Source organism: Neobacillus niacini (assembly GCF_048572935.1).
Lineage (GTDB): Bacteria > Bacillota > Bacilli > Bacillales > Cytobacillaceae > Neobacillus > Neobacillus niacini.
In genome coordinates this window covers 4,980,470-5,006,572 of record NZ_CP183883.1, presented here as the reverse complement: position 1 = coordinate 5,006,572, position 26,103 = coordinate 4,980,470, and the positions used below count along the sequence as shown (strand labels likewise).

General features: G+C 38.5%; 19 protein-coding genes and 1 other annotated feature. Of the genes, 16 read left to right on the top strand and 3 right to left on the bottom strand.

From position 1 onward, the window contains the following. Nucleotides 1-92 precede the first annotated feature (92 nt). The 6 genes from ACN6MT_RS24490 (at nucleotide 93) to ACN6MT_RS24465 (ending at nucleotide 5,954) form a co-directional block, all read left to right on the top strand. Nucleotides 93-845: an SDR family NAD(P)-dependent oxidoreductase gene (locus ACN6MT_RS24490; protein ID WP_419888466.1), complete on the top strand. Its 753-nt coding sequence runs from the start codon at nucleotides 93-95 to the stop codon at nucleotides 843-845. Between the two features lie 69 nt (nucleotides 846-914). Then, nucleotides 915-2,093, top strand: coding sequence for an acyl-CoA dehydrogenase family protein (locus tag ACN6MT_RS24485; protein WP_419888465.1), 1,179 nt, complete (start codon nucleotides 915-917; stop codon nucleotides 2,091-2,093). A gap of 97 nt (nucleotides 2,094-2,190) precedes the next feature. After that, on the top strand, nucleotides 2,191-3,306 hold the full coding sequence (gene dctP, locus ACN6MT_RS24480; protein WP_419888464.1) for a TRAP transporter substrate-binding protein DctP: 1,116 nt from the start codon (nucleotides 2,191-2,193) through the stop codon (nucleotides 3,304-3,306). A 118-nt stretch (nucleotides 3,307-3,424) separates the two neighbouring features. Further along, a complete protein-coding gene (locus ACN6MT_RS24475; RefSeq protein ID WP_419888463.1) occupies nucleotides 3,425-3,916 on the top strand; it encodes a TRAP transporter small permease in 492 nt (163 codons plus the stop codon). Continuing rightward, on the top strand, nucleotides 3,909-5,207 hold the full coding sequence (locus ACN6MT_RS24470) for a TRAP transporter large permease (RefSeq protein WP_419888462.1): 1,299 nt from the start codon (nucleotides 3,909-3,911) through the stop codon (nucleotides 5,205-5,207). Before ACN6MT_RS24475 ends, ACN6MT_RS24470 begins: the two co-directional genes overlap by 8 nt. A gap of 129 nt (nucleotides 5,208-5,336) precedes the next feature. Then, nucleotides 5,337-5,954, top strand: coding sequence for an NUDIX hydrolase (locus ACN6MT_RS24465; RefSeq protein WP_419888461.1), 618 nt, complete (start codon nucleotides 5,337-5,339; stop codon nucleotides 5,952-5,954). A 58-nt stretch (nucleotides 5,955-6,012) separates the two neighbouring features. Here the strand turns inward: ACN6MT_RS24465 and ACN6MT_RS24460 are convergent, their stop codons facing one another. The 3 genes from ACN6MT_RS24460 to ACN6MT_RS24450 form a co-directional block, all read right to left on the bottom strand. Next, the gene (locus tag ACN6MT_RS24460; protein WP_419888460.1) at nucleotides 6,013-6,396 is read right to left on the bottom strand and encodes a DUF1398 family protein; all 384 of its coding nucleotides are present in this window, start codon (nucleotides 6,394-6,396) and stop codon (nucleotides 6,013-6,015) included. A gap of 300 nt (nucleotides 6,397-6,696) precedes the next feature. Beyond that, the gene (gene thrS / locus ACN6MT_RS24455; protein ID WP_419888459.1) at nucleotides 6,697-7,908 is read right to left on the bottom strand and encodes a threonine--tRNA ligase; all 1,212 of its coding nucleotides are present in this window, start codon (nucleotides 7,906-7,908) and stop codon (nucleotides 6,697-6,699) included. Between the two features lie 55 nt (nucleotides 7,909-7,963). Continuing rightward, nucleotides 7,964-8,184 (bottom strand) — a binding site (T-box leader). A gap of 584 nt (nucleotides 8,185-8,768) precedes the next feature. Next, nucleotides 8,769-11,330, bottom strand: a complete 2,562-nt coding sequence (locus tag ACN6MT_RS24450; protein WP_419888458.1) for a rhamnogalacturonan lyase — start codon at nucleotides 11,328-11,330, stop codon at nucleotides 8,769-8,771. 335 nt (nucleotides 11,331-11,665) lie between these two features. On the opposite strand from ACN6MT_RS24450, the gene ACN6MT_RS24445 reads away from it, so the two are divergent. From ACN6MT_RS24445 to ACN6MT_RS24400, 10 genes are all read left to right on the top strand, one after another. After that, entirely contained in the window at nucleotides 11,666-12,751 is a 1,086-nt protein-coding gene (locus ACN6MT_RS24445) for a glycoside hydrolase family 88/105 protein (protein WP_419888457.1), read from the top strand. Nucleotides 12,752-12,791: 40 nt separating this feature from the next. Continuing rightward, on the top strand, nucleotides 12,792-14,111 hold the full coding sequence (locus ACN6MT_RS24440) for a Gfo/Idh/MocA family protein (protein ID WP_419888456.1): 1,320 nt from the start codon (nucleotides 12,792-12,794) through the stop codon (nucleotides 14,109-14,111). 432 nt (nucleotides 14,112-14,543) lie between these two features. Next, nucleotides 14,544-15,575, top strand: a complete 1,032-nt coding sequence (locus ACN6MT_RS24435; RefSeq protein ID WP_419888455.1) for a glycoside hydrolase family 88 protein — start codon at nucleotides 14,544-14,546, stop codon at nucleotides 15,573-15,575. Nucleotides 15,576-15,668: 93 nt separating this feature from the next. Next, nucleotides 15,669-16,352, top strand: coding sequence for a rhamnogalacturonan acetylesterase (locus ACN6MT_RS24430; RefSeq protein WP_419888454.1), 684 nt, complete (start codon nucleotides 15,669-15,671; stop codon nucleotides 16,350-16,352). Between the two features lie 29 nt (nucleotides 16,353-16,381). Continuing rightward, nucleotides 16,382-18,370, top strand: coding sequence for a beta-galactosidase (locus ACN6MT_RS24425; RefSeq protein WP_419888453.1), 1,989 nt, complete (start codon nucleotides 16,382-16,384; stop codon nucleotides 18,368-18,370). A 205-nt stretch (nucleotides 18,371-18,575) separates the two neighbouring features. Further along, nucleotides 18,576-18,890 carry an L-rhamnose mutarotase gene (gene rhaM / locus ACN6MT_RS24420; RefSeq protein ID WP_419888452.1) on the top strand — a complete coding sequence of 105 codons (315 nt, stop codon included), beginning with the start codon at nucleotides 18,576-18,578 and terminating at the stop codon, nucleotides 18,888-18,890. Between the two features lie 131 nt (nucleotides 18,891-19,021). Continuing rightward, the gene (locus ACN6MT_RS24415) at nucleotides 19,022-20,764 is read left to right on the top strand and encodes an ABC transporter ATP-binding protein (protein ID WP_419888451.1); all 1,743 of its coding nucleotides are present in this window, start codon (nucleotides 19,022-19,024) and stop codon (nucleotides 20,762-20,764) included. Between the two features lie 6 nt (nucleotides 20,765-20,770). Further along, on the top strand, nucleotides 20,771-22,552 hold the full coding sequence (locus ACN6MT_RS24410) for an ABC transporter ATP-binding protein (RefSeq protein WP_419888450.1): 1,782 nt from the start codon (nucleotides 20,771-20,773) through the stop codon (nucleotides 22,550-22,552). A 210-nt stretch (nucleotides 22,553-22,762) separates the two neighbouring features. After that, on the top strand, nucleotides 22,763-24,547 hold the full coding sequence (locus ACN6MT_RS24405) for a sensor histidine kinase (RefSeq protein ID WP_419888449.1): 1,785 nt from the start codon (nucleotides 22,763-22,765) through the stop codon (nucleotides 24,545-24,547). Further along, entirely contained in the window at nucleotides 24,540-26,099 is a 1,560-nt protein-coding gene (locus ACN6MT_RS24400; protein WP_419888448.1) for a response regulator transcription factor, read from the top strand. Before ACN6MT_RS24405 ends, ACN6MT_RS24400 begins: the two co-directional genes overlap by 8 nt. Nucleotides 26,100-26,103: the final 4 nt, after the last annotated feature.

Below are 26,103 nucleotides of genomic sequence, written 5' to 3'. Positions count from 1 at the left end.
ATGAAAAAACAAATGGTTTTTACTCTAGAAAGACTATATTGAATATTCTAAAATTTCAGTTAGAATAACTAGAAAGAATTTAGGTGAAACGGGTGGATCGAGTAAACCAAAAATTAAAAAATAAGGTTGCAATTATTACCGGAAGTACATCTGGAATTGGAGAAGAAACGGCAAAATTATTTGCTAGAGAAGGGGCAAAAGTAGTCATTGTTGGAAGAAGGCAAGAACGAGGAGAAAGTGTTGTAAATGAAATCCGGCAAAATGGCGGGGAAGCTATCTTTGTAAAAACCGATGTAAGAAATGAAATGGACCTCACCAATATGGTGAATAAAACCATAGGAACTTTTCAAAAAGTGGATATCCTTGTCAATAATGCAGGAAATCTCATTCAAAAACCATTCTCAGAATTAACATCGGAGGATTGGGATCACTATGTCCGCTTAAATTCTTACTCTTATTTTCGAGCAATGCAGCTTGTCCTGCCACACATGGTATCTCAAGAATCAGGCAGTATCGTAAACATTACTTCGGCAGCAGCAATTAATGTTAGAAAAACACATGCACTCTATAGTTTTACGAAAGCTGGAATTACACATATGTCAAAAATTGTAGCAGCAGAATACGCAGATAAAGGGATTAGAGTGAATTGTTTATTACCGGGGGTTGTTTATACTGAAATGATTGCCGATAACCCGAGAACACCTGAGGTGGCTAGAGGGATTCCTTTAGGAAGAATGTCAACACCTGAGGAGCAGGCAAGATCTGTTTTGTACTTAGCATCAGAGGATTCTTCATTCATGACAGGGTCATCCATTGTTACCGATGGCGGAGTAACTGGAATTTAAAACTCCTCAAAAATGATGTGCTGCTAATTGAATCATCCTATTATTCTTTAAAAAATGAGGAGGGAAGACATGGTAAGCCAGACAAATGAGTGGACACAAACTGAATTTCAACAATTGATAATAGACGCAGAGCGAGTAGGTAAACTTGCTGAGTCTGAAGTGGCAGAGATGGAGAAAAACCAAACTATTTCAGAGAATGTGATAAAAGCTTTAAAAGCTACACAAATACCTAAACTATTACTTCCAAAAAAATATGGCGGTCCCCAGGTAAACTATAGAGAATATTCAGCAATCATTAGAAAAGTATCAAAATACAATATGTCTGCCGGTTGGCTGACATTCTTATACACCACCCACAATATTTGGGCGGCATATTTACCTGAACAAGGCCGGGAAGAAGTCATTAATCAAGGCGGGTTGCTGGCAGATATTTTTTCACCGATTGGAAACGCAGTGGCAGAGGGAGATGGCTTTCGTTTATCAGGTACTTATAATTTTGTAAGCGGTGTCTTGCACAGTGATTGGGTAGCGGTGGGGGCGTTTATGGAGGTGCCAGAGAGCGGGCAAAAAGAACATGTCGCTTTTAATCTGCCAACGAAAGATGTTCAAATCATTCAGAATTGGGATACGTTAGGTCTTAGAGGCACAGGGAGTAACCAAGTCGTAGTAGATAATCTCTATGTTCCGAAAGAGCAGTTTTTACGCTTAAGTGAGATTGATAGGGTTGGGCGCCCGCTTGATGGGACAGGTTATGATGAAGAGTATTTCTTTTTTAATAAACCATTCTTTGTGCCATTCATCGCGGGGTTTAGTATGGTTGCACTTGGCGGAGCTGAAAGGCTTTTAGAAGAATTTAAAGAACGTACAGAAAACCGCACGAGATTACGTGGAGTAAGTGCTAAAGAATCCCGTCATCAAGGTGTATTAGCGGAATTAAATCTTCGCTATTTTGAAGCAGAAGGTTTATTGTCCCGTATTTTTGAAATGCTAGAAAATTACAATCCAAATGATGGAGATCAAAGGGCTGAATTCGCTGCAATTCGAGCGAGAATTATTCATAATTGTACCGAGATTGCCCAAAGAGTTTTGCTGGTACTTGGCGGTTTTGCGTTATATAAGGGACACCCAGTTGAATTATTCTTTAGAGATATGCATGCTGTAAGCGCTCATCGATCAAATTTATATGAGGACTCGATTGAGGCATACGGTAAGTCAATATTCGGTTTTGAACATAATGTGGTAGGTTAATAGAATGTGAAGCTAGCAGAACACAGTGAATAAAAAACTAATTTGAAAGGGTTTACAAAAAGTGAAAGCAGTTTTTCTAAATTAGAGGAGGATTCGAATGAGGAAGCCAATAGAAAAAAAGTGGAAGTTGTTTTTATTCACTTTTATAAGTTTACTTGTTTTAACACTTGCTGCCTGTGGGAGTTCGGATAAGAGTTCCACTGAATCTGGTAAGTCAGATGGAAAAGCGTCAGATGATGATGTGATTGAGTTAGTTGTGAATAGTTGGTTTTCTAGCGATGCCGATGTTCCGAACAATGTTTGGAAACCTTGGGAAAAATATGTGGAAGAAAAAACAGATGGAAGAGTGAAGGTAACCGTTCATTATAATGGTGCTCTCGCAGCGTCTAATGAAGTATTAGAGGGTGTAAAAAGTGGACTATTTGATGTCGGTGATACGATAGCACTTTACTATGAAGATTCACAGTTATTCCCATTAACAATTGGAGAGTTACCTTTTGCTGCTGGTGGTGATCCAGATCAAGCATCAGAAATTATGAAAGAATTCTCTGCAGAATATTTAGATGAAATTTGGGATGGGGTCGTTAAGGTAGGTGTCGGTTCCCCGCCGCCAAACTATGCTTTCTCTACAAAGCCAATTGACAATTTGAATTATATGAAGGGTAAAACTGCCCGTGCATCCACTGAACTAGAAGCCTTATTGGTTGAGAGTATGGGTGGAACACCTACACAAGTGAGTTTTGAAGAACTCTATAATTCATTGGATAAAGGAATGATTGAAACATTTTTCACTACTAAAGATGTATTTGCAGCCTTGCAATTAGCAGATGTTGCTCCTAACTATTTGGATCAGCCTGTGAAAATTGCGGTAGGAACAGCCTTAATGAATGAAGATTTCTTTAATTCATTGCCAAAAGATTTACAAACTCTCTTTGCAGAAGATATTAATCCAAAATGGGAAGAGTTATATAAAGAGAATGCTAGAAAAGTAATGGAACGTAATGACGAAGTGGCTAAAATGGCAAAAGAAGCTGGCGGAACTGTGACCAAATTCTCTGAAAAGGAATTACTAGAGTTACAGCAGTATGCCGTTCCAGTTTGGGAACAGTGGGTAAAGAACGCGAATGAAAAAGGTTACCCTGGCGATGAAATGCTTAAACGCTATATTGAAATTTCTAAAAAACACGGAGTGGAATTAGAATTCCTTAAATAATTGGAAGCAAGTAACGAAGGTGTATGCCAAGTAATCCATACACCTTCGTTTAATAATTTTCCCTTTTCCTTACTTTACTATACTGATAGATTAAAAAATCTAACTTGAGGGTGATTTAGTGAAAGTATTCGCTAAGAGCGTGTTCTATATCATGAATATATTGAAAATCATCGGCATGATTTGTTTGGCCTTAGTAATGCTTATTATATCAGTGGGTGTCATTTCACGTTTATTGGGAAGACCGTTGTTAGGGGTTATTGAACTAGCGGAAATTATCCACTTTGTTGTTATTTTATTTGCCTTTGGCTACACACAAGCAGAAAAGGAACATATCTCCATAGGGTTATTGGTTGATCGTTTTTCACCAAAGGTACAATTACTATTTGATAATATCGCACATGTACTAACGGTTTGTGTTTGCATGGTAATCAGTTATATCTTCTTTTTAATTTCAATGGAAGAAACAAAAACGAGTTTATTATTAGATTTTCCTTTTATGTTTTTAAAAATCATTGTAACCATTGGCTTTTTTGTTTGGGGACTAGTTGCGCTTAGTCAAATTAGCTTTAAAACTCCACCGTCGGAGAAAGAAGTGTCGCCAGATGTCTAATGAAATGATTGGAATCATATTCATAGTTATTATGTTTCTTTTACTAGCAATTAGAGTTCCTGTTGCGATTGCAATGGCCGTTCCAGGGATAGTTGGAATTTTGTATATGAGAGACTGGGGTGTTTTAGTAAACGTTATCGATTTAACGATTATGAAAAACTCACTAAGTTATACGATGACAACGATTGCCATGTTTGTCCTGATGGGTGAATTAATGAATTCCTCGGGGATCAGCAATAGTTTGTATGACACCTTCAAAGTATGGTTTGGTAAACTTCGCGGCGGAATGGCATTGGCAACCGTTACGGCAGGAGCAATGTTCGCAGCCTCCTCTGGGTCAAGCATTGCTACAACCGCTTCGTTAGGAACCATTGCCTCGAAAGAGATGATAAAAAGTAATTATAGTAAGGCATTAACAAGTGGTTCCATTATCGCAGGTGGATCATTAGGGATATTGATTCCACCAAGTACCTTTATGGTTATGTATGGTGTGTTAGCACAGCAGCATATTGGGAAACTCTTAATAGCCGGATTATTGCCAGGATTATTATTAACACTTCTTTATATTATAACCGTAGTAATCTATGTAAAAATACACCCTAATGCGGCGGAAATAGGCGAGGGAAGTACTTGGTCTAAACGATTTAAAAGTCTATCCAGTATCTTGCCTATCGTTATTCTGTTCACCTTCGTGATTGGGGGGCTTTTCATTGGATTATTTGGACCAACAGAAGCCGCAAGTATGGGAGCCTTAGGCGCGGCCGTTATTGCACTTATAAAGAGAAAGCTGACATATAAAGTTATTTTCGAGGTATTAGAGAAAACGATAAAAACAGTGGGTACCTTATTTGGGATCTTATTAGCAGCACTCATCTTAAATAGTTTCATTGTACAGTCCGGTTTACCAACGTACCTAAATGATTTTTTAACAGGTTTGACATTAGCACCTGTTTTTATCTTTATTATTATTGTATTGATGTATATTATTTTAGGGGCATTTATGGATGCAATGGCCGCTATGCTTGTTACGTTCCCGATTGTTTTGCCATTAATAGAAACATTGGGGTACGATCTTATTTGGTTTGGAGTAGTGATGTGTATATTAATGGAGCTGGCATTAATATCACCACCAATTGGGATGAGTATATTTGTCTTAAATGGTGTAGCACCAGATTTAGGCTTGGGTCAAATATATAAAGGGGCATTAGCTTTTTCTATCCCTATTCTTGTGTTAATTGTATTAATCTATATTTTCCCTGATATTGTCTTGCTCTTACCAAGTCATTTATAGCGGGGCAGTATGGAGAAGGTTGGAACCTAAATAAGAAAGAGAATGATTGACTTGTGAATCACACAGGTCATTTTTTTTGTTATAGTTGGTCTATAAAACACTGAGCCGGAAGGGCAGGGGGTAGAGTAGATGGAAACGGAACAATTAAAAATTTTTGACGAAAACAGAAATCCCATAGGCATTGCTTCTCGGGAAGAGGTACATAAACTTGGTTATTGGCACGAAACGTTTCATTGTTGGTTTATAAGCAAAGAAAAGGAAAAGGATTATCTTTATTTACAACTTCGCAGTAAAATCAAAAAGGACTACCCAAATCTTTTGGATATAACAGCGGCTGGGCATTTATTGGCAAGCGAATCGGTTGAGGATGGTGTAAGGGAAATTAAGGAAGAGGTTGGGATTGATATCACCCCTCAGGAATTAATCCCCTTAGGCATCATCGACTATTCTGTATTAGACGGAGATTTTATAGATAAAGAATTCGCACATACTTTTTTGTATAAAAGTGAAAAAAACTTTGAAGATTTTATCCTTCAAGATGAAGTGGCAGGTATTGTAAAAGTTGAATTTAATGAGTTTGTTGAACTTTGGCTCGATGAAAGACCATTCATTACAATAACAGGATTTGAAGTAACTGAAAACGGAAATAAAATTTATTTTGAAGAGCAAGTCGGAAAGGAAAAATTTGTACCCCATCAAAATAAATTTTACAGAACCGTTCTTGAGAAAATGAGAGCCCATATTTAATTCTCTTTACAGAGGCGTTAATCTAAAAGGATTAACGCTTTTTGTGAGCTTTTCGCATCTATAGTTGCAGCGGTTCTACAATTTGTTCGCCTTTGATACCAGCGTAAGTAGCCTTTTTTTCAATAATATCCACGTTATAAGTTGTAACTCCTGCCGCAGCCAGCTCTCTTAGAAAGTCTAAAAAGGGAAGTGTAATGTTGGCAATGGCTTGCATTGCCTGGTTTCTATTAAAATCATTCGAAATGACGAATTCCACTTGAGGGTCTGTTTTAACTTCTGAGTGCTCGCCCTTGTATGCAGCCTGACCTGTAGCAACATTGATATCGTATCGAACGACCCCAATTTGAGATAATTCCTCCAAAAATTCAGTAAAGCTTGTTTTTCCTGTACTTCTTCTTTCAATAATCTTATGTAACTCATTTTCCGTTAGATTATCATTCATGATCGTTCCTCCCTCTGGGGTTTCTGCATATTTTTACCCAAAAGCAGGCTCTTATGCTTATGTGAGTAAATCCAAAAGGACATGAGGATGGAAAATATAATAGATGGAGAATCGTACCCGTGTGATGAAATTTCAAGTAAAAAGAGTAACTATACTCGGAGTATCATGCCCATGTGGGAGAGTTTTAGGAGAATAGGGTAACGATACTGGGAGTATCATGCCAGGACAGTGAAGATTTAAGGGAAAAAGGTAATGAAAAAGGCCCAAAAGAATTAGAATCCTTTTGGGCTTAAGGATATTTTACCTAATTAGGTTCATTTCTTCCATGAACAGTTCAATAATTGCTTCAACGCTCATCACGCCAACGTTTCCTGCTTTTTTCTTTCTTACCGCTAAGCAATGGTTCTCGACCTCTTTATCGCCAATTACAAACATATACGGAATCTTTTGTTTTTCAGCCTCTCTAATTTTCAATCCCATCTTCTCATTTCTGTAATCGACTTCCACTCGGATGCCTGCTGATTCCAGTTGGGATTTCACTTGTTCTGCAAAAACAGAATGTGAATCAGCAATAGGGATTACTTTTGCCTGAACCGGAGACAGCCAAAGTGGAAAGTCGCCGCCATAATGTTCAATCAAGATGGCCATAAAACGCTCAACTGAACCATATATGGCTCGATGAATCATAACCGGTTGATGAAGGTAATTATCTTCACCTACATATGAACAATTAAACTTTTCCGGCATTAAAAAATCCAATTGAACCGTGCCGCATTGCCAGCTTCTCCCGAGTGAATCGAGAATGTGAAAATCAATTTTTGGACCATAAAATGCGCCATCACCAGGATTTAACTGGTAGTTAATACCTTTCTTTTTTAAAACTGATTCCAACGCTGCTTCTGCTTGATCCCAAATTACTTCGGATCCCATGTATTCATCTGGACGAGTAGAAAGTTCTACCTTATAGTCAAAACCAAAATGGGAGTAAAACTCATCCACTAAATCAAGGACTTTATCAATTTCAGACTCAATCTGGTCAACTGTGACAAATAAATGCGCGTCATCTTGAGTAAAGGAACGAACCCGTAAAAGTCCATTTAAAGAACCTGATAGTTCATGCCTGTGCACTAATCCTAGCTCAGCAAAACGAATCGGCAATTCTCGATAGCTTCGCCGTTTGCTGTTGAAAATTAAGATTGCTCCAGGACAACTCATGGGCTTAATCGCATAATTTTGGTTATCGACATTACTGAAGTACATATTTTCGTGGTAATGATCCCAGTGGCCCGATTGTTCCCAAAGTTCCTGTTTCATCATAATAGGTGTTTTAATTTCCTGATAACCAGCCTTTTTGTGTTTTTTCCTCCATAGATTTTCAAGTTCATTCCGGACTACCATTCCGTTTGGTAAGAAAAATGGCATCCCTGGCGCCTCTTCCATGGAAGTGAATAATTCTAACTCCTGACCTAACTTCCTATGGTTTCTTAGCTCTGCTTCTGATTGAATAGACATGCGAATTCCTCCTATAGTTTAAGTTATATAAAAAAAAGACCACACTCTTCCTAGCAATAGGGACGAGTGTGGTCGTGGTACCACCCTAATTCCGTAAAGTATAGACTACCTTACGCTCAAAAAGATAACGGATTACCCGATTATAGATACTTTTATTTCCCTATAATAGCTCCAAGGTGGTAAATCATTCACTTTTCTTCAGGGCTTTCAGCCGGTGACCCTGTTCTCTGGTAAAGAAAATGTAAGAATGATTCATGTCCTCTTCATCGCAGGACTATTTAATTTTAAATAAAAAAGACCACACTCATCCCAATAATAGGGACGAGTGTGGTCGTGGTGCCACCCTAATTCCGTAAAGTAGCGACTACCTTACGCTCAAAAAGATAACGGATTACCCGATTATAGATACTGTAATTCCCTATAATAGCTCAAAGGTGGTAAATCGATTCGTTTTTCTACAGGGCTTTCAGCCGGTGACCCTGTTCTCTGGTAAAGAAAATGTACGAATGATTCATGTCCTCTTCATCGCAGGACTATTTAATTTTAAATAAAAAAGACCACACTCATCCCAATAATAGGGACGAGTGTGGTCGTGGTGCCACCCTAATTCCGTAAGTAAACTTACTCTCAAAAAGATAACGGATTTACCGATTATAGATACTGTAATTCCCCATAATAGCTCTAAGGTGGTAAATCAATTCGTTTTTCTTAAGGGCTTTCAGCCGGTGACCCTGTTCTCTGGAAAAGAAAGTTTACGAATGATTCATGTCCTTATCATTGCCTGAATTTGTAAATGAATGTTGATGAAATTTTAATATAATTTTTTCAAGCGGTCAATAGTAAAATGCCTATTTTTGTAATTAATTATCTATTCTTTCCCACATACCCATTAATAATTCAGCTTTATGTGATAAGTTTAGTCTAGCATGATCAGAAATGTTAGCTGTGTTTCGGCTATGATTAAGTTCAGATTGGTATTGCTCAATAAATTTCAATGCCTGAACTACAGAACCTTTTTCCAAGTGGTGTTCTGCTTGTCTAAGTGAATTTTCTAGTTTGGCAACTAGCGGTCCAGTCAATTCTCCGTTGGCTTGATATTCAGACATCGCTCCCGCTAATACTGACAACACACCAGGTGTTGAAAAGTTTGGAACGGGGACATTTGCCCAATTTGTATCCGAGCCAAAGTAGAAGCTTGTATACGATGGCTGATTATAAGTGGTACTTTGTCTTGCTACTTCCGCACGATATTGAACATCATGCATAAGCGTATACAATTTATGGTTTGTCACCTCAGTACTCGTATAAATACGAATGGCTGAACTATCCGCAGTTCTTACTAACAGTTCTTCTCTCCAGTCTCCGAAAATATCTGCCACTAAACTTGGGTTACCCTTTGTTCCGTTATTCGTTCTAGTATCCGTAGCAGTTAGGACTCTGCCTTTTTGCCAATCGTCAATTGTAGGGGTATTATTGCCCGATCCATTCACAATTTGAGTGGTCATATTGGCAGCCCATTTAATATTCATATTCGTCCCTGGAGCATTCGCAGAAATCCGTTTTCCATCTGCAGTCCATAATCCAACTGCCCAAGTTTCTAAACCAGGTTTCGTGGGATCCACGTCACCAACCATTCCGCGGCCAGTATCCTTGCCGGTATAGCCCCCATAAATGATTTCTCCGGTTTTTGCATCCCGTAATGAATAACCATATGGAGCCCATGCTCCGCCTTCGTGAACCATAAAGATTTCCAGTCCCGGTCTGTTCGGATCAATATCCGTTACATGCATGGCGTCACCATGACCAAGTCTTGCTGTGGTACCAGGTGCTGCACTTTCTGCAGGCATGGTATCCATTGAACTGTATAACAAGGAGCCATCATCATCAATGGTGGCACTGCCGTAAACAATTTCTTGTTTGCCGTCGCCATCCACATCTGCAGCACTCAGGGAGTGTGCACCTTGTGTGGTAAGAGTGCCATATTCCGGATCAGTTCCGTCTCTGCCATGCGGGCCATCATTAAATGGATTGGTCATGGGTGTCCAACCGCTGTCAATTGCCCAGTTTTCCTTAAGGTTTTCCCCATCCCAGCTATATGTAACGAGATTGGATCTTGTATAATATCCACGTGCAAATACCGCATATGGTTTATCGCCGTCAAGGTAAGCGACATTTGCTAGGAAACGGTCGACACGGTTGCCTGGTTCAATTCTAGCCATCGCATAGTCACCCCACATGAGACCATCATCATGTCGAGCCGGTTTATAATCAATCGTATCCATTTCTTCGCCTGTTGCTCCATTAAATACCGTTAAATACTCTGGGCCTTCTAAAATAAATCCTTCGAAAGCGCGTAAATTATTTCGGGCACTTCGAGAAGGTGCATAGACATCCATGAAATAGTCTGTTAGTTTCTCAGCATTTTCTTTTGATAATGGATAGCTATATTGTTTTTCAATTCCAAATGCTTCTTCAAGAGTGCTTGGCCAATTTCCATTTACCACTTCTTCATGCTGGTGCCAGCCCATAAACATGTTAACGACATGATTATAATAATCTTCGCTGCTCATCCGGTAGTCATCTTCATTACTATATCCAGCATCGATGTCCTTTTGCGGAAGGGTAATAAACTCTTCCGATACAACATTTCCATTCTTATCAAACTTCATAAGCTTAGTCCCAGGAGCCGTTTTGAACATAATTTCGGATTTACCGTCACCATCAAAATCATAAACTAAGAACTGTGTATAGTGTGCGCCAGAGCGGATATTCACACCTAGGTCAATCCGATATAATAGAGTTCCATCAGACTTATAACAATCAATATATGTGTTGCCAGTGTATCCTACTTGGGAAACGTCCTTGGAATTGGAAGGATCCCACTTAACAAAATACTCATATTGCCCGTCTCCATCAACATCTCCAACACTCATATCATTGGCTGAATAGGTATAGCTTTCACCCGCAGGAGTTACTCCATCTGCAGGCTTTTGCAGCTGTAAATCAACATAGCCTTGTTTCCAAGGTGATATGGAAGCACTTTGATCAAGCTCCTTTCCGTTTAAGACAGAGCGAACATAATAGCGTGAATCGGTTTTACCATCGGGATCAACAAAGTTAGTGCTGTCTTCTACCGTGCTAATCAATTTACCATCTCGGTAGACATTGAAGTTTACGCCAGTTAATCCAGTTTCAGAGTAACCTGTCACTTCATTTGCTAATAATCTCCAGCTTAGGAATACACCTTGTGATGTTGGTGCCGCAACTAAGCCTCTGTCAAGGTACTCTAATTGAATGCCTAGAAGATTACTAGTAACTTTGATTTTCTGAGTTTCGCCAGCAGATACACCCGATACACCTGTTAAGAGCAGGGGTAAAGCGAGTGCGGTAGAAAGGACTTTTTTCGTAAATTTTTTCTTCAAATGTGGTTTCCTCCTTATTTTTGTTTGGTTATGAACACGCTTACAATAAAATTGTATTTTAAATATTCTGAACAATAAATTTAATAATCAGTTCTTTTTAATAAAAAAACAGTGCTATCTAGTAACAAAAATTGCTGTTTAAGTCTATTAACACAGACCAAAAGACCTATTACTCTGCTATTACGATGAGAATCAGCTCAAAAATAACGAAATCACTGTTTTTTAATAAATAAAAACTGAATTTTAAATTAAATACGAAAAATAGTTGAAATATAATGAAACAGTATATACTAGGAATCTTTTAAAATGTGTTAGCCGCGAGGAGGAAATCATAGATGCATAGACAAGAAATCGAACAGAAAATTGAGCTCCTAATTGATAACTTAATAAACCTAAATGATCCAGATGGGAAATATGCGATCCCCCTTGCAGATGGAAGGAAAATTGATAATAAGAGTTTTAACTATTGGGAATGGACAGCGGGTGTCGGCCTTTATGGAATGATGAAATATTATAAATTAACCAAAAAGGAAGAAGTATTAAAGATTATTGTCAAATGGTTTGATGATCAATTTAAAGAACACCCTGTCGAAAAAAATGTTAACACGATGGTACAAATGTTAACGCTTGCATATTTGTATGAAGAAACAGGGAATCCCACCTACCTTCCATACTTAGAAACCTGGGGAGACTGGCTGTATCACGATATGCCAAGAACCAAGGATGGCGGCATCCAGCATGTTGTTTTTGGCAATGAAAATTACCAGCAATTATGGGATGACACCTTAATGATGAGTGTTCTGCCTTTAACGAAAATTGGTTTATTACTTAATAAGCCGGAATATGTGGAAGAGGCAAAGAAGCAATTTTTAATACATATTAAATATTTATTTGATAAGAAAACTGGATTGTGGTTCCATGGGTGGACGTTTGAAGGAAATCATAACTTTGCGGAAGCATTGTGGGGACGCGGGAACTCATGGGTTACGATTGCCATCCCTGAATTTTTAGATTTAGTAGAACTTCCGGAGAATGACCCGGTGCGACAAGTGTTGATCGATACTCTCGAAAGACAATTAGAAGCATTGGTCTCATGCCAAAATGAAAACGGTTTATGGCATACCCTGCTGCTCGATCCAACCTCCTATGTGGAGGCATCCTGTACAGCGGGTTTTGCTTTTGGAACATTAAGAGCAGTTCGTAAACGCTATGTGGAAAAGAAATACAGTGATATGGGCTTAAAGGCGATACAGGCGGTGATTGAAAATATTAATGAAACTGGTGAACTACAGCATGTTTCTGCTGGAACAGCGATGGGGGAAACACAAGAATTTTACAAACAAATTCCTGTTACAGCTATGCCGTATGGACAATCAATGGCGATACTCTCATTAGTCGAGTACCTATATCACAGAATATAAGAATATCTTATGAAAAAGAAAGCAGAATGGGGGGAAGAGAATGAATAAAATAGTTGTTTGTGGTTTAAGTAATCGAGCATTAGGAATGTTTATTCATTCTATTGTGAATCAGTTTGGTTCCCAAAACCAAATTGTAGGTATCCTAGACAGCGATCCAAGGAGAATTGAAATTTGCAAGGATAGTTTCGAAGAATTAAAGTCTGTTCCCGCATATCATCCAGACCAGTTTCAGCAAATGATTGATGAGACAAATCCTGATACCGTGATGGTGACAAGCCGAGACGATACGCATGTCGATTATATTTTACTAGGATTAGAGAATGACTTAACTGTAATAACAGAAAAACCAATGGTGACAAAAGCAGATGATGCTAGAAGAGTAGTAGAAACAGAAAAGAATAGTAAGGGAAAAGTAATTGTCGCCTTTAACTATCGTTATAATCCGTTTCACCGAAAAATAAAAGAACTGATACTAGAAGGGAAAATCGGCAGAGTCACTTCAGTTGATTTGAATTGGTATATTGATACCTATCATGGTGCCAGCTATTTCAAACGGTGGAATCGCAACCGGAATTTTTCAGGTGGATTATCAATTCACAAGTCGACACACCATTTTGACCTAGTCAATTGGTGGATCGATCAGAATCCTGAAGAAGTGTTTGCCTATGGAGCCTTAAATTACTTCGGTAAAGACGGGGAATTTAATCCAAGCCCAAATGACAATCGTTATTGTAGTACTTGCGATGAGAAGCTATCATGTGCATACTATATGCGCTGGTCGAACCGCAGAAATAATTTAGCCGTTAAAGATGACCATATTACAGCTGACAGCATTGAAAAGTCAGCTCAAAATTATACTCATTATCGTCCTGATTCTTGTATCTTTGACCACGAAATTGAAATCGAAGATACGTATGTAGCGACTGTTAAATATGATAAAGGTGCATTCTTAAGCTATTCCGTAAATTTTTCACTTCCATATGAAGGCTATCGTTTAGCCATCAACGGAACGAAAGGAAGAATTGAAACCACTGAATTTCACGAACCAAGCCGAATTCCATTTTCTGTTCCGGAACAAACCATTGAATTCTTTCCGTTGTTTGACGGGGCAAAAGAGACCATTCAAGTTCTTCAAACTGGAGGGGGACACGGAGGCGGAGATCCTGTGTTGTTAGAAGACCTCTTCATGGGAGTCGATCAGACACGCTCTTACTCCATTTTAGCGGGTGCAGAGGCAGGAGCATACTCCATTGCAGTAGGTGAGGGTGTCTGGCGTTCCGTTAAAGAAAATAAGCCAATGAAGATCAAGGAATTATTAAAAAGTAACGTGGATTTTTCTATGCCAAAGGCTATTTTTTGAGTTTTGGTTACCGTTGATGCAGAGAAATAATGGTAGCGGGAACCAAAGAGGCGTATTGGTTACCGTTGAAGCAGGAAAATCAAGATAGCGGGAACCAAAGAGGCGTATTGGTTACCGTTGAAGCAGGAAAATCCAGATAACGGGAACCAAAGAGGCGTATTGGTTACCGTTGAAGCAGGAAAATCAAGATAGCGGGAACCAAAGAGGCGTATTGGTTACCGTTGGAGCAGGAAAATCAAGAAAGCGGGAATCAAAGAGGCGTATTGGTTACCGTTGAAGCAGGAAAATCAAGATAGCGGGAACCAAAGAGGCGTATTGGTTACCGTTGGAGCAGGAAAATCAAAAAACGGGAATCAAAGAGGCGTTTTGATCACCGTTCAAGCAAAAAAATCAAGATAACGGGAATCATAGGCCAGATAAAGGAGGATAAACATGCCACAATTAGTACTTGAGGAAACCAAGATTTCACAAGCAATTGATCGGGTTGTTGAGCGAACTTTTAACATGGATTTCGGATGGGATTGGCCAGGTGGAGTTGCCTTTTTTGGTGTAGCTGAAGCTTTTGAAGCAACCGGTGAAGAGAAATATCTACAAGCGATAAAGGCTTGGATTGATTCAGAATTAGAAGATGGGCTACCTCGGTTAACGGTAAATGCATCTTCCATCGGTCACGTACTATTAACACTATACAAAGCGACAAATGAAGAAAAATATATAGAGACCGCCGTTAAAATGGCAGATTATCTGCTTCATGACGCCGAGCGATTTGCCGATGGTGTTCTGCAGCATACCGTCAACGGCGATAAATATCAATTCCCTGAGCAGGCATGGGTCGATACCATGTTTATGGCAGGGTATTTCTTACTGAGAATCGGGAACCTGTTAGACCGGGAAGATTACTTCAACTTTGGATTAAAGCAATATCATGGACATGAAGAGTTTCTCCAGGATGATAGAACAAACCTCTATTACCATGGGTGGGATAACCTTGCGCAAAATCATATGTCAGGAATTTTTTGGGCACGAGGAAACAGCTGGGCGGCGTACACCATGGCACGGGCACTTGAACTAATTGAGGTTCAGCACCCTTCGTTTATGATTATTCAAGGATCCTTACGTGATCAATTAAGTGCTTTGGTTCGCTTACAGTCGGAGGCAGGGCTATGGCATACAATCTTAGACGACCCCGACTCTTATCTTGAAACCTCAGGTTCAGCTGGAATTGCAGCAGCACTGTTAACAAGCGGCAAATTATATAACAAATTTATACAAAGATCAGTCGAAGGAATCCTTGCTCAAATAAGAGAAGACGGTTCGGTTATGGGAGTATCTGCAGGAACGGCTGTCATGTTTGACGCGGATGGTTATAGAGAAGTTCCTTATAAACGAGTACAAGGATGGGGACAAGGGCTTGTCTTAGCCTTTTTATCACTACTATTAAAAAGAGAAAATAAGAATCTGTAAATAAATAACCTGTGGAATGTGGCAAACATCCACAGGTTTATTTTGAATGCTTCAGAGGCTGGCACAAAAGTTCTTCAAAAAGGAGGAAAAAAGGTGAAAAATAATGAAAGTAAACCCATCCATATTTTCTTAGCAGGAGATTCAACCGTGGCGAGCTGTCCACGTAATGAGGCACCGATGGCGGGCTGGGGACAATTGTTCCAATCCTTTTTTTCAGAGGAAGTAAAAGTTCTTAATTTTGCCAAGGGTGGAGCAAGTACCAATACCTTTATTGAAATAGGGTATTTAGATATCATTCTTGAGTTCATCGGTCCCAAGGATTTCCTGTTTATTCAATTTGGTCATAATGACCAAAAATCATTCGGTACGGAACCATTTACAACCTACCAGTCGTATCTGACGGAATATGTTAATGGGGCCAGAGAGAAAGGGGCTTTCCCGATCTTAGTTACTTCTGTACATCGAAGAAATTTTGATGAACAGGGGAAAATAGTCAATACGCTAGGGGACTATCCTACGTCGATGATACAGCTGGCTCAGAAATTAGATGTCCAGCTGATCAATCTTTTGGAAAAAACAGAAAGGATTTATGAAACGTTAGGTGTTGAAGGGTCAAGGAAATTGTTTACGCAATTCGCCGCCAATGAACATCCAAACTACCCGAATGGTATCGAGGATAATACACACTTTTGCGAACATGGTGCACGGGAAGTTGGAAAGCTAGTAATTGAGGGAATTAAGGAACTCCAGCTGCCATTAGTGTCTTATATAAAATGATAGATTGATAGTCTGACGAGGTGATAAATATGGGTAAAAAGTTATATCATGGAGCTGCCTATTATCCGGAGCTATGGGACGAAAAGGTGATCGAAGAAGATATTAAATTAATGAAGGAAACCGGAATAAATGTGGTCAGAATCGGTGAATTTGCATGGCACACAATGGAGCCGGAAGAGGATAAGTTTGATTTTAGCTTTTTTGTTACCACTATAGAAAAGCTCTATGAAAATGGCATTGAAACGGTCATGTGTACTCCGACGCCCACCCCTCCAATCTGGTTCAGTGATGGACATCCCGAGAGAATGTATGTTGATCGGGATGGAAAAGTAATGGGACATGGTTCCAGACAGCATGCTTGTACCAACAATCCTTATTATAGAGAAAGAGCCGCACTAATTACTGAAAATCTAGCCAAAGCAGTTGGCAGCTTGCCTGGAGTGATAGGCTGGCAGATTGATAATGAGTTCAAATGTCATGTCAGCGAATGTATGTGTAATACCTGCAAAAAACAATGGCATAAGTGGTTAAAGAATCGTTATGAAACGTTAGAAAATTTAAATGACGCTTGGGGTACAAAAATTTGGAGTGAATATTATCATCGCTTTGAACAGGTGCCGCAGCCTGGACCTGCACCGTTTTTACACAACTCATCACTAAGTACGATGTACCAAATCTTTTCAATGGAAAAAATAGCTGAGTTTTCCGATGATCAAGCAGAAATTATTAGAAAATATACTGCTGCGCCAATTACACATAATAGTTCTGTTTTTTTTAGTGTAGATAATGAGAGACTCTTCAAAAACTTGGACTTTGCTTCGTTTGATACCTATGCCACCATTGATTCCGTCGAAAATTATTTAATTAACAACGATTTGTGGAGAAACTTCAAAAAAGGCAGAAATTACTGGGTGATGGAGACGAGTCCATCCTATGCAGCTTCATTAGAAAGTTATGCAAGTCCTCATCCAAATGGATATTTAAAAGTAGAAGCGGCGGCCGCCTACGCATTAGGTGCAGAAGCGTTTTGTTATTGGTTATGGAGACAGCAACGTGCGGGCTGTGAACAGCCACATGGATCTGTTATCAGTGCATGGGGAAAACCTACAGTTGGTTATGCGAATGTGTTAGAAGTAGAAGCGATGAGAAAGGAAATAGAAGAGATTATCATTTCGACTCAACCATCTCAGGCGGAATTGGCGATTACCTATTCTGACCGAAGCAAGGCATTTTTAAAAACCGAACCTCACCGTGATTTAAATCATCGAACATTAATTACTGATTTTTATAAACGTATCGTATCAATGGGGATTCACCGTGATGTCATTCCAGAAGGAGCAAGCCTAAACGGGTATAAGCTATTGTTCACACCGTTTATTCACTATTTATCTTCAGAGTATCTCGCGCGTGCGAAGCAGTTTGTGGAAAATGGCGGCATTTGGATTGCCGGACCATTAACAGGCGGCAGGACTGAAAATCATACGATTCATACGGAAAGAGCATTAGGTGAGCTGGAGCAGATTGCAGGTGTTGAAGTGCTCTACACTTACCCAATGGATGGAACAGGAACGATTGGGCGTGCGTTTGATATTTCTGCGCCATTAGGATTATGGAGCTCCGTTTTTGAAATGGATTCCAGTAGTGCAGTTGGAATCATAGAAGAGGGTCTTTCGAAAGGAAAGTCCTTTATCACTGAGCATAAGCTTGGGGCAGGTAAAATAGTCATGCTGGGGTCATTGCCTATAGGGGACTCGGGTGACTTATTGCTGCAAAAATTAGTCGACCACTATGCACTAGAAGCAAATCTTACAATGAGGACCGATGTATCTAAAGGTACGATCGTCGCTCCAAGACATGGTGACGGTTACACAGTCTGGTTTATCATCAACATGGACGGGAATGGAGGAACAGTAATTATCCCACAAACAGGTTTAGACTTAAAGACAAATAGAGTAGTAGAACCAGGTAAGCTAGAACTGGGCAGATTTGAGTATAAAATGATTAGATTTAACAACTAGGCTAGTCATAAATCAGAATTTAAGAAGCCTAAACGAGGTAAGAAAGAGCAATAAAGGACCTCATAAAGCGTTCATGAGTCCGAGATGAGGCAAGAGAAAGTAAAAATGGTCCTCATGAAGTGTTCATGGAGCCCAAACTAAGTGAAAGAAAGGAAGAATGGACCTCAATGGGGGGTTCTTCCAAATAAATAAGGAGGAATTAAAAATGATCCGTAAAGCAACAATTATGAAATTGTTTCCCGGCTATCAAGAGGAATATAAAAAACGCCATGACGAGTTATGGCCCGAAATGGCAACAGAACTAAGGAAACACGGCGCCCATCATTATTCAATTTTCCTAGACGAAAAGACCAATACCCTTTTCGCGTATGTTGAAATTGAGAGCGAAGAAAAGTGGAGTAAAATGGCCGAAACGGAGATTTGTCAAAAGTGGTGGGCGTATATGAAGGATATTATGGAAACAAATCCTGATAACAGCCCTGTTTCCACCGAACTAAAGCAAGTATTTTATTTAAATTAATAGTTGAATTCGGGACGGATAAAAAACCACCAAATTTTGGTGGTTTTTTTAAGAAAAGTACTTGTCTTTCTTGCATAACTAGCAGAATTATTAAATAAGATTGATTTATGTTTCAAAGGAGGCGAGGTTGTATGCAGAGTTTGCGTTGGGCATGGAGTTATATTCGGAACCATAAATTCAGGCTATATAGTGGTTTGTTGTTGGCGCTAGCGGTTTCCGCTCTTAATATGGTAAATCCTTATCTGGCAGGAAAAATCGTCGATGATGTTATGTTCGGCGGAAATATAGGTTTATTATGGCCATTGTTAGCAACCATGATTGGTATAACCGTTGTCAGGACCTGCGTTCGCTACGGATATCAGATCATGTTTGAAAAAATGTCCCAAAGCGTTATTTTTACCATGAGAGAAAACCTCTATAATCGTCTTCTTCAGTTGGATTTTTCTTTTTATAATCGTACCAAAACGGGAGATATCATGGCCCGAATGACAGGTGACATGGAAGCGATTCGGCATTTTACAGCATGGACCATTTATATGATTTTTGAAAATGCAACGATTTTAATTTTCGCTATTATCTTTATGTTTACGATTCATCCGCCATTAACGGTAGCCATTCTAACCATCGCACCGATTATCGGATTTTTTGCCTACCGATTATCCCGTGACGTGAAGCCAACATTCACAGAAATCAGAAATCAGTTTGCCAGGCTAAATTCAGTGGTACAAGAAAATATCAGTGGAAATCGGGTAGTAAAAGCTTTTGCAAAAGAAAGCTATGAAATTGAAAAATTTTCAATCGAGAACGAAGCCTTTAAGGATCGAAATCTTCAATCGGCAAAAGTGTGGGAGAAAAATTTACCTGTTTTGGATTCACTTGCAGGTGTCTTAACGGTTGTGATGATCTTAGTCGGAGGTACGATGGTTATTTCCAGGTCACTTACCATTGGAGAACTCGTCGTTTTTAATTCCTTGATTTGGGCGCTGAATAATCCAATGCGAATGGCGGGCTGGCTGATTAATGATGTTCAAAGATTTATTGCGTCTGCTGAAAAAGTGGAGGATCTCCTTGAAACCAAATCACAAATCACTAATGGAGATGAACAAAATATTCAAGCAACTGTTGGAACAGTGGAGTTTAACAACGTTTATTTTAGTTATGGTGATGGCATGGTGTTAGAAGACCTTAGCTTTGTTGCTCAACCAGGGCAGACAGTAGGGATCATTGGACCAACAGGTTCGGGAAAGTCTACATTAGTGAATCTATTGAGCCGATTTTATGACTGTACCTGTGGTGATATAAAAGTAGGTGGAATCAATGTGAAGGAATGGGATACTCATAAATTAAGATCATCAATGGGAATGGTCATGCAGGATATTTTTCTTTTTTCCGATACGATTGAAGGGAACATCGCATATGGAAATCCAACTGCAACTTTGGAAGAGGTTTATGAAGCGGCCAGAAAAGCAGAGGCTCATGATTTTATTACTTCGATGCCAGAGGGGTATGACACGATTGTTGGTGAGAGGGGTGTAGGTCTATCAGGCGGTCAGAAACAGCGAATTGCTCTTGCAAGAGCGCTTCTTAAAGATCCAAACATCCTTATATTGGATGATACCACTTCAAGCGTGGATATGGAGACAGAAGAACGAATTCAACATACGTTACATTCCATTCAGGAAAATAAAACCTGTTTTATTATTGCGCATCGAATTTCCTCAGTGAAAGACGCAGATGTAATTCTCGTCATGGATGATGGAAGAATCATCGAGAGAGGCACCCATGAAGAGTTACTTTTGAAAAGAGGATACTATTACAACGTCTTTCAGAATCAGTATGGGAACTTTGACATTCACCTAATGGCAAGGAAGTGACAAACTTTGGCACGTAATAAATTTAATGTAGATGAAGAGCTGGAAACACCCTTTAATTTCGTTCATCTTAAAAGGTTACTAACCTATTTAAAACCTTATAAAATAAAGATTATGGTGACAGTTCTAATAATGCTGGCTGCCAGCGGGGCCAATTTAATTGGCCCATACTTAATCAAACAGGCAATTGACGAAGAAATTCCTAGTAAGGATATTCAGGGTCTGGTCATACTTGGCGTTATTTATTTAGGTGCGTTAACGATTACTGGAATCTGTATGAAATACAGAATCAGAATGATGTCCCAAATTGGTCACAGTGTCATAAAAAATATCCGAAAAGATTTATTTACCCACTTACAAAAGCTCTCATTTTCGTTTTTTGACAGCCGTCCGCATGGAAAAATTTTAGTCAGGGTTGTGAACTATGTTAATTCATTAAGTGACCTGCTTTCAAACGGCTTAATTAATTTGATTACCGATTTATTCAGCTTATTTGTCATCATTGGCTTTATGCTCGCGATTGATGTGAAGCTGACCATGTATGCAATGGCCGGTTTCCCGGTTCTAGCTGGGATTATTTTTATCATAAAAAACGCCCAGCGCAAGGCATGGCAAAATTTAAGTAATAAGCAATCGAATATGAATGCCTATATACATGAAAGCATTAATGGAATTAAAGTGACTCAAGCGTTTGTCCGGGAAGAAGAAAATAAAAAAATCTTCTATGGAGTATCAAATGGATACAGGGGTGCCTGGCTAAGAGCGGTCAAAATTCAGTTTTTGCTTTGGCCGGCAATTGAGAACATATCTGTCCTAACGGTTTCACTTGTTTATGTCATAGGGATCAGCATGATTGGTGATGGAATCACAGTCGGCGCATTGGTTGCTTTTATCGGGTATATTTGGATGTTTTGGACGCCGCTTGCGAACATTGGAAACTTTTATAATGCGATTATTAATGCATCTGCCTATCTGGAACGTATTTTTGAAATGATGGATGAAAAACCAACCATTTCAAGTGTACCTGGAGCGAATGAACTGCCGCTGATTAAAGGAAAAGTAGAATTCGAGAATGTAGTCTTTGGATATGAAGAGAGTGAAAGGAATTTAGATTCTATCCATTTCAAGGCCAATCCAGGTGAATCCATTGCAATCGTAGGACCGACGGGATCTGGAAAAACCACCATCGTCAGTTTAATAAGTCGTTTTTATGACATTAATAGCGGGGCAATAAAAATTGATGATATCGATATAAAGTCTGTAACCATTTCATCGCTGCGTAAACAAATGGGAGTAATGCTTCAGGATCCGTTTATTTTCTCGGGAACCATAATGGATAATATTCGCTACGGAAGGTTGGAGGCAACTGACGAAGAAGTCATCGAAGCAGCAAAGGCAGTGCAAGCCCACCAATTTATTATGGGATTAAGGGATGGTTATCGTACCGAGGTAAATGAGAGGGGATCCGTTCTTTCTAATGGTCAAAGGCAGTTAATCTCTTTTGCCCGTGCACTACTAGCCGATCCTAAAATTCTAATTTTAGATGAGGCAACTTCTTCGATTGATACTGAGACGGAACTTGCTTTACAAAAGGGACTCGAGGCCCTGCTCTCGGGAAGAACTTCTTTTATTATCGCCCATCGTCTTTCAACCATTCAAAACGCTTCAAAGATCCTATTTATTGAGAAAGGTAAAATTATTGAAGAAGGAACTCATGAAGAATTGATTCAACAGAAAGGTTATTATTGGAAATTATATACATCACATTATTCCTCACTGGACGCTGGATAAACGAAAAGGCCCTCAACTCTTGAGGGCCTTTTTGTTTGAGATGACTAGTAACCTTGTACGACATAAACAAACAAATACCACTATGAAAAACACAGAGTAAATGTTAAAATCTAATTAATTTTACAGAAAATTTTTAGTAAAAAGAAAATAATTTTTACCCCAAGAATGACTGCGCTTACATCTACTATTGAAAATGGAGAAATAACCCCAATGAAGAAGATACTTGATAGAGTAAAGATGAAGTACAACAATTTACAAATTAAATACAAACTTTTTCTACTAGTATCCTGGATCATGATCATATCATTTTCTTTTACTTTTTTTGGATTACAGTATGCTTTTCATATTTACGATGAACAGATTTATAGTAAGTCATCACAGGTTTTAAGTACTTCCTCAAATAGTATTGAGAGTGAATTGAAAAACTTAGAGGAACTTTCCTATAATATTCTGACCGATTCCCAAATCCAGCAATATTTATCATCAATCAGTGAAGATAGTACCGACTATGATAAATTTCGTATCCGAACGAACATGTTAGACAAGCTTTTAAGCTATGCAAACAAAGAAGAATATATCCAATCAATTAATTTAGTTGATGTAAATGGAGAAGAATATGTAGTCGGACCTAGGACAGTCAAACTTACCCCAACACAAAAAGCCGATATTACCAAGATGGCCATACATGCTAACGGCAGTAATGTTTGGTTGGATCCTGAGAAGAATGATTTTACATTTGCTACTGCCCGCGAAATCAGACAGTTTCGCAACTTAAGCTTTGACAATCTTGGTACACTCATCATCTATATTAATATGGACAAACTGGTTGCAAATATTTTAGAAGGCTCTAGAAAAATAGATGGGGAATTCTTAATTGTCAGAGACAGTAATATTCTTTTTCCTAAAGAAACGAAATCATTATTTAAAGAGGCAGCAAAATCTTTAGATTCCCAAAAATCAGATTCAGGTTATCAAATAAAAAAAATCAACAATAAAAACTATTTCCTTGTTCACATAAAATCCACCTACTTTAATTGGGGTTACTTGAACCTTATTCCTTTTAATCAAATCTTTGAGAATATCAATATGGTAAAAACGATTTTGGTCATAATCTTTATCCTCATGTTTGTTGTTGTAACGATAGTTGGAATTCGATTTGCCAGAAACATTACCATTCCCTTGGAGAATCTGGTAGCTAGTATGCAGTATGTAAAAGTTGGGGATTTTAAGGAGGCAAGCAGGAAGGCATTGAAAACGCCAATTAACCAAGAGGATGAGGTTGGTAAACTTCAGCAGAATTTCCAGACAATGATCCAACAAATCGATGAACTTATTCATGAAAATTACTCTAAACAGCTTACGATAAAAGAGACAGAGTTCAAGGCACTGCAGGCCCAAATTAATCCTCACTTTTTATATAATACCTTAGAATCTATTAATTGGTTAGCAAAAGGAAACGGACAGACGCAAATTTCTAGAATGGTAGAAGCACTTGGATTTTTACTGCGCAATTCAATCAGTTTAAAACAACCCCTGATTACGATTGAAGAAGAGCTTAATGTTGTGGGAAATTATGTGATCATTCAAAAATATAGATTCGAAGAAAGATTGGATTTCCACATGGAGGTAGATTCTGATATTGGAGGGTTCTATGTTCCGAAGCTTACGTTGCAGCCTCTAGTGGAAAATGCCATCCATTATGCACTGGAGCCGAAGATTGAACCTTGTAAAATAAGTGTTTATTCAATCGTTGAAAAAGATAGTATTAAACTAATTGTTGAGGATGATGGACCCGGAATGGAGTCAGCCTTTATAGAAAAGTTAAAACGCGGAGAAGTAAAAACCAGAGGACAGGGTGTAGGCTTATCGAATATTAATGACAGAATTAAATTGGCCTATGGAGAGAGATTTGGAGTAGAGATTGAAAGTGAACCGAATAAGGGGACGAAAGTGATCATTGTTTTACCTTTCGATAAGGGGGAGAACCATGTATAAGGTATTGCTAGTGGATGATGAACGGATCATTACAGAAGGGATGTCAAAGGTAATCAATTGGGGGTCAATCGGGACAAATTTAATCGGGACCGCAAAAAATGGGGTAGAGGCGTTCAGTATTATTGAACATCAGCAGCCAGACATCGTGATTAGTGATATTAAAATGCCTGGAATGAATGGTCTTGAGCTTGTTGCAAAGGTAAATAGCGTATTTCCCAATATACGATTTATCTTGTTATCAGGTTTCAGCGAATTTGATTTTGCTAAACAGGCGATGCAATACGGGGTGAAGCATTATCTTTTAAAACCCTGTAATGAGAATTCCATTATGGATGCGGTATCAGAAATCTGTGAGGATTTGAAAAAAAAGCAAATTCGGGAACAATTCATTCAAAAGATGAAAGGAACATTAGACAGTGTTCTGCCCTATGCTAAAGAACAACTGTTAAAAGAATTCATTACTAACCGTTACGAAAACAAAGATCTATTTTATTATCAAAAGCTTTTTAATATCGATTTACATACACCGAACGTTAGGCTGGTTTTATTTCAACTTGAAGGGAATTTTGAATTTGAGCATATGTTTGCCATAAAAAATATTGCTGAACATATTTTTGATTCTTATATTTTAAGTTGTATGGCTGGGGAAACAATATTATTTCTGATCGAGGATGATTGCAGCTACTCAATACTACTCACTCAAATAGAGAAGATAAAAAAAACATTCTATCAATATTACCAACTAGATTCTACAGTCGCAATCAGTGATACAGGGAAAATAAGTACTGCGAATAAATTATATAGTGAAGCACTCGATTGTTTAGCTTATCGTTTTTATTTAGGAGAAGGCGGAGTTATCACTAAAAAAGATATTACCTATCAAAACCCATCAGAGGAATTAGAATTCTATTATAATGATCAAATCTTTTGCCGATTGGTGAAATCGGGCTCCTGGGTTGAAGTTAATTCAGAGATAGAAACATTTTTTAATCAGTTAATCGAACTAAGGCTTGATATCAATAGTACCAAGTCCTATGTGATCCAATTATTTAATGCGATGATTCGTCTATGTGAACCAAAAGCGATGAATATGTATTTAACGAAATTAAATCAACTCTTAGCAATTGACACGATTCAAAGTTTGAAGGTGTTTTTTGAAAGCGTTGCCGAAGAAATTACTCTTACATTTTTTAATCAAAATAATAATAAACATTCAACAATTATTAAGAAGGTAATCGAAACTATTGATAAGCATATTAGCAATGAAAATTTATCACTGCATTGGGTTGCAAACGAAATGCTATATATGAATGCCGATTATCTTGGCAAACTTTTTAAAAAAGAAACAGGGGAAAAGTTTTCAAATTATATTACGAGATTAAGAATTGAATTAGCCATAAGTATGATTGAGAAAGAAAGTGATGTAAAAGTATTCGAGATTGCTGAAAAAATAGGTTATGGCGAAAACCCTCAATATTTCAGTCAGGTATTCAAAAAACATACAGGTTTTACTCCGTCGGAATACAAAAGAGAATCGTTACAAGGTTTGTGATAAA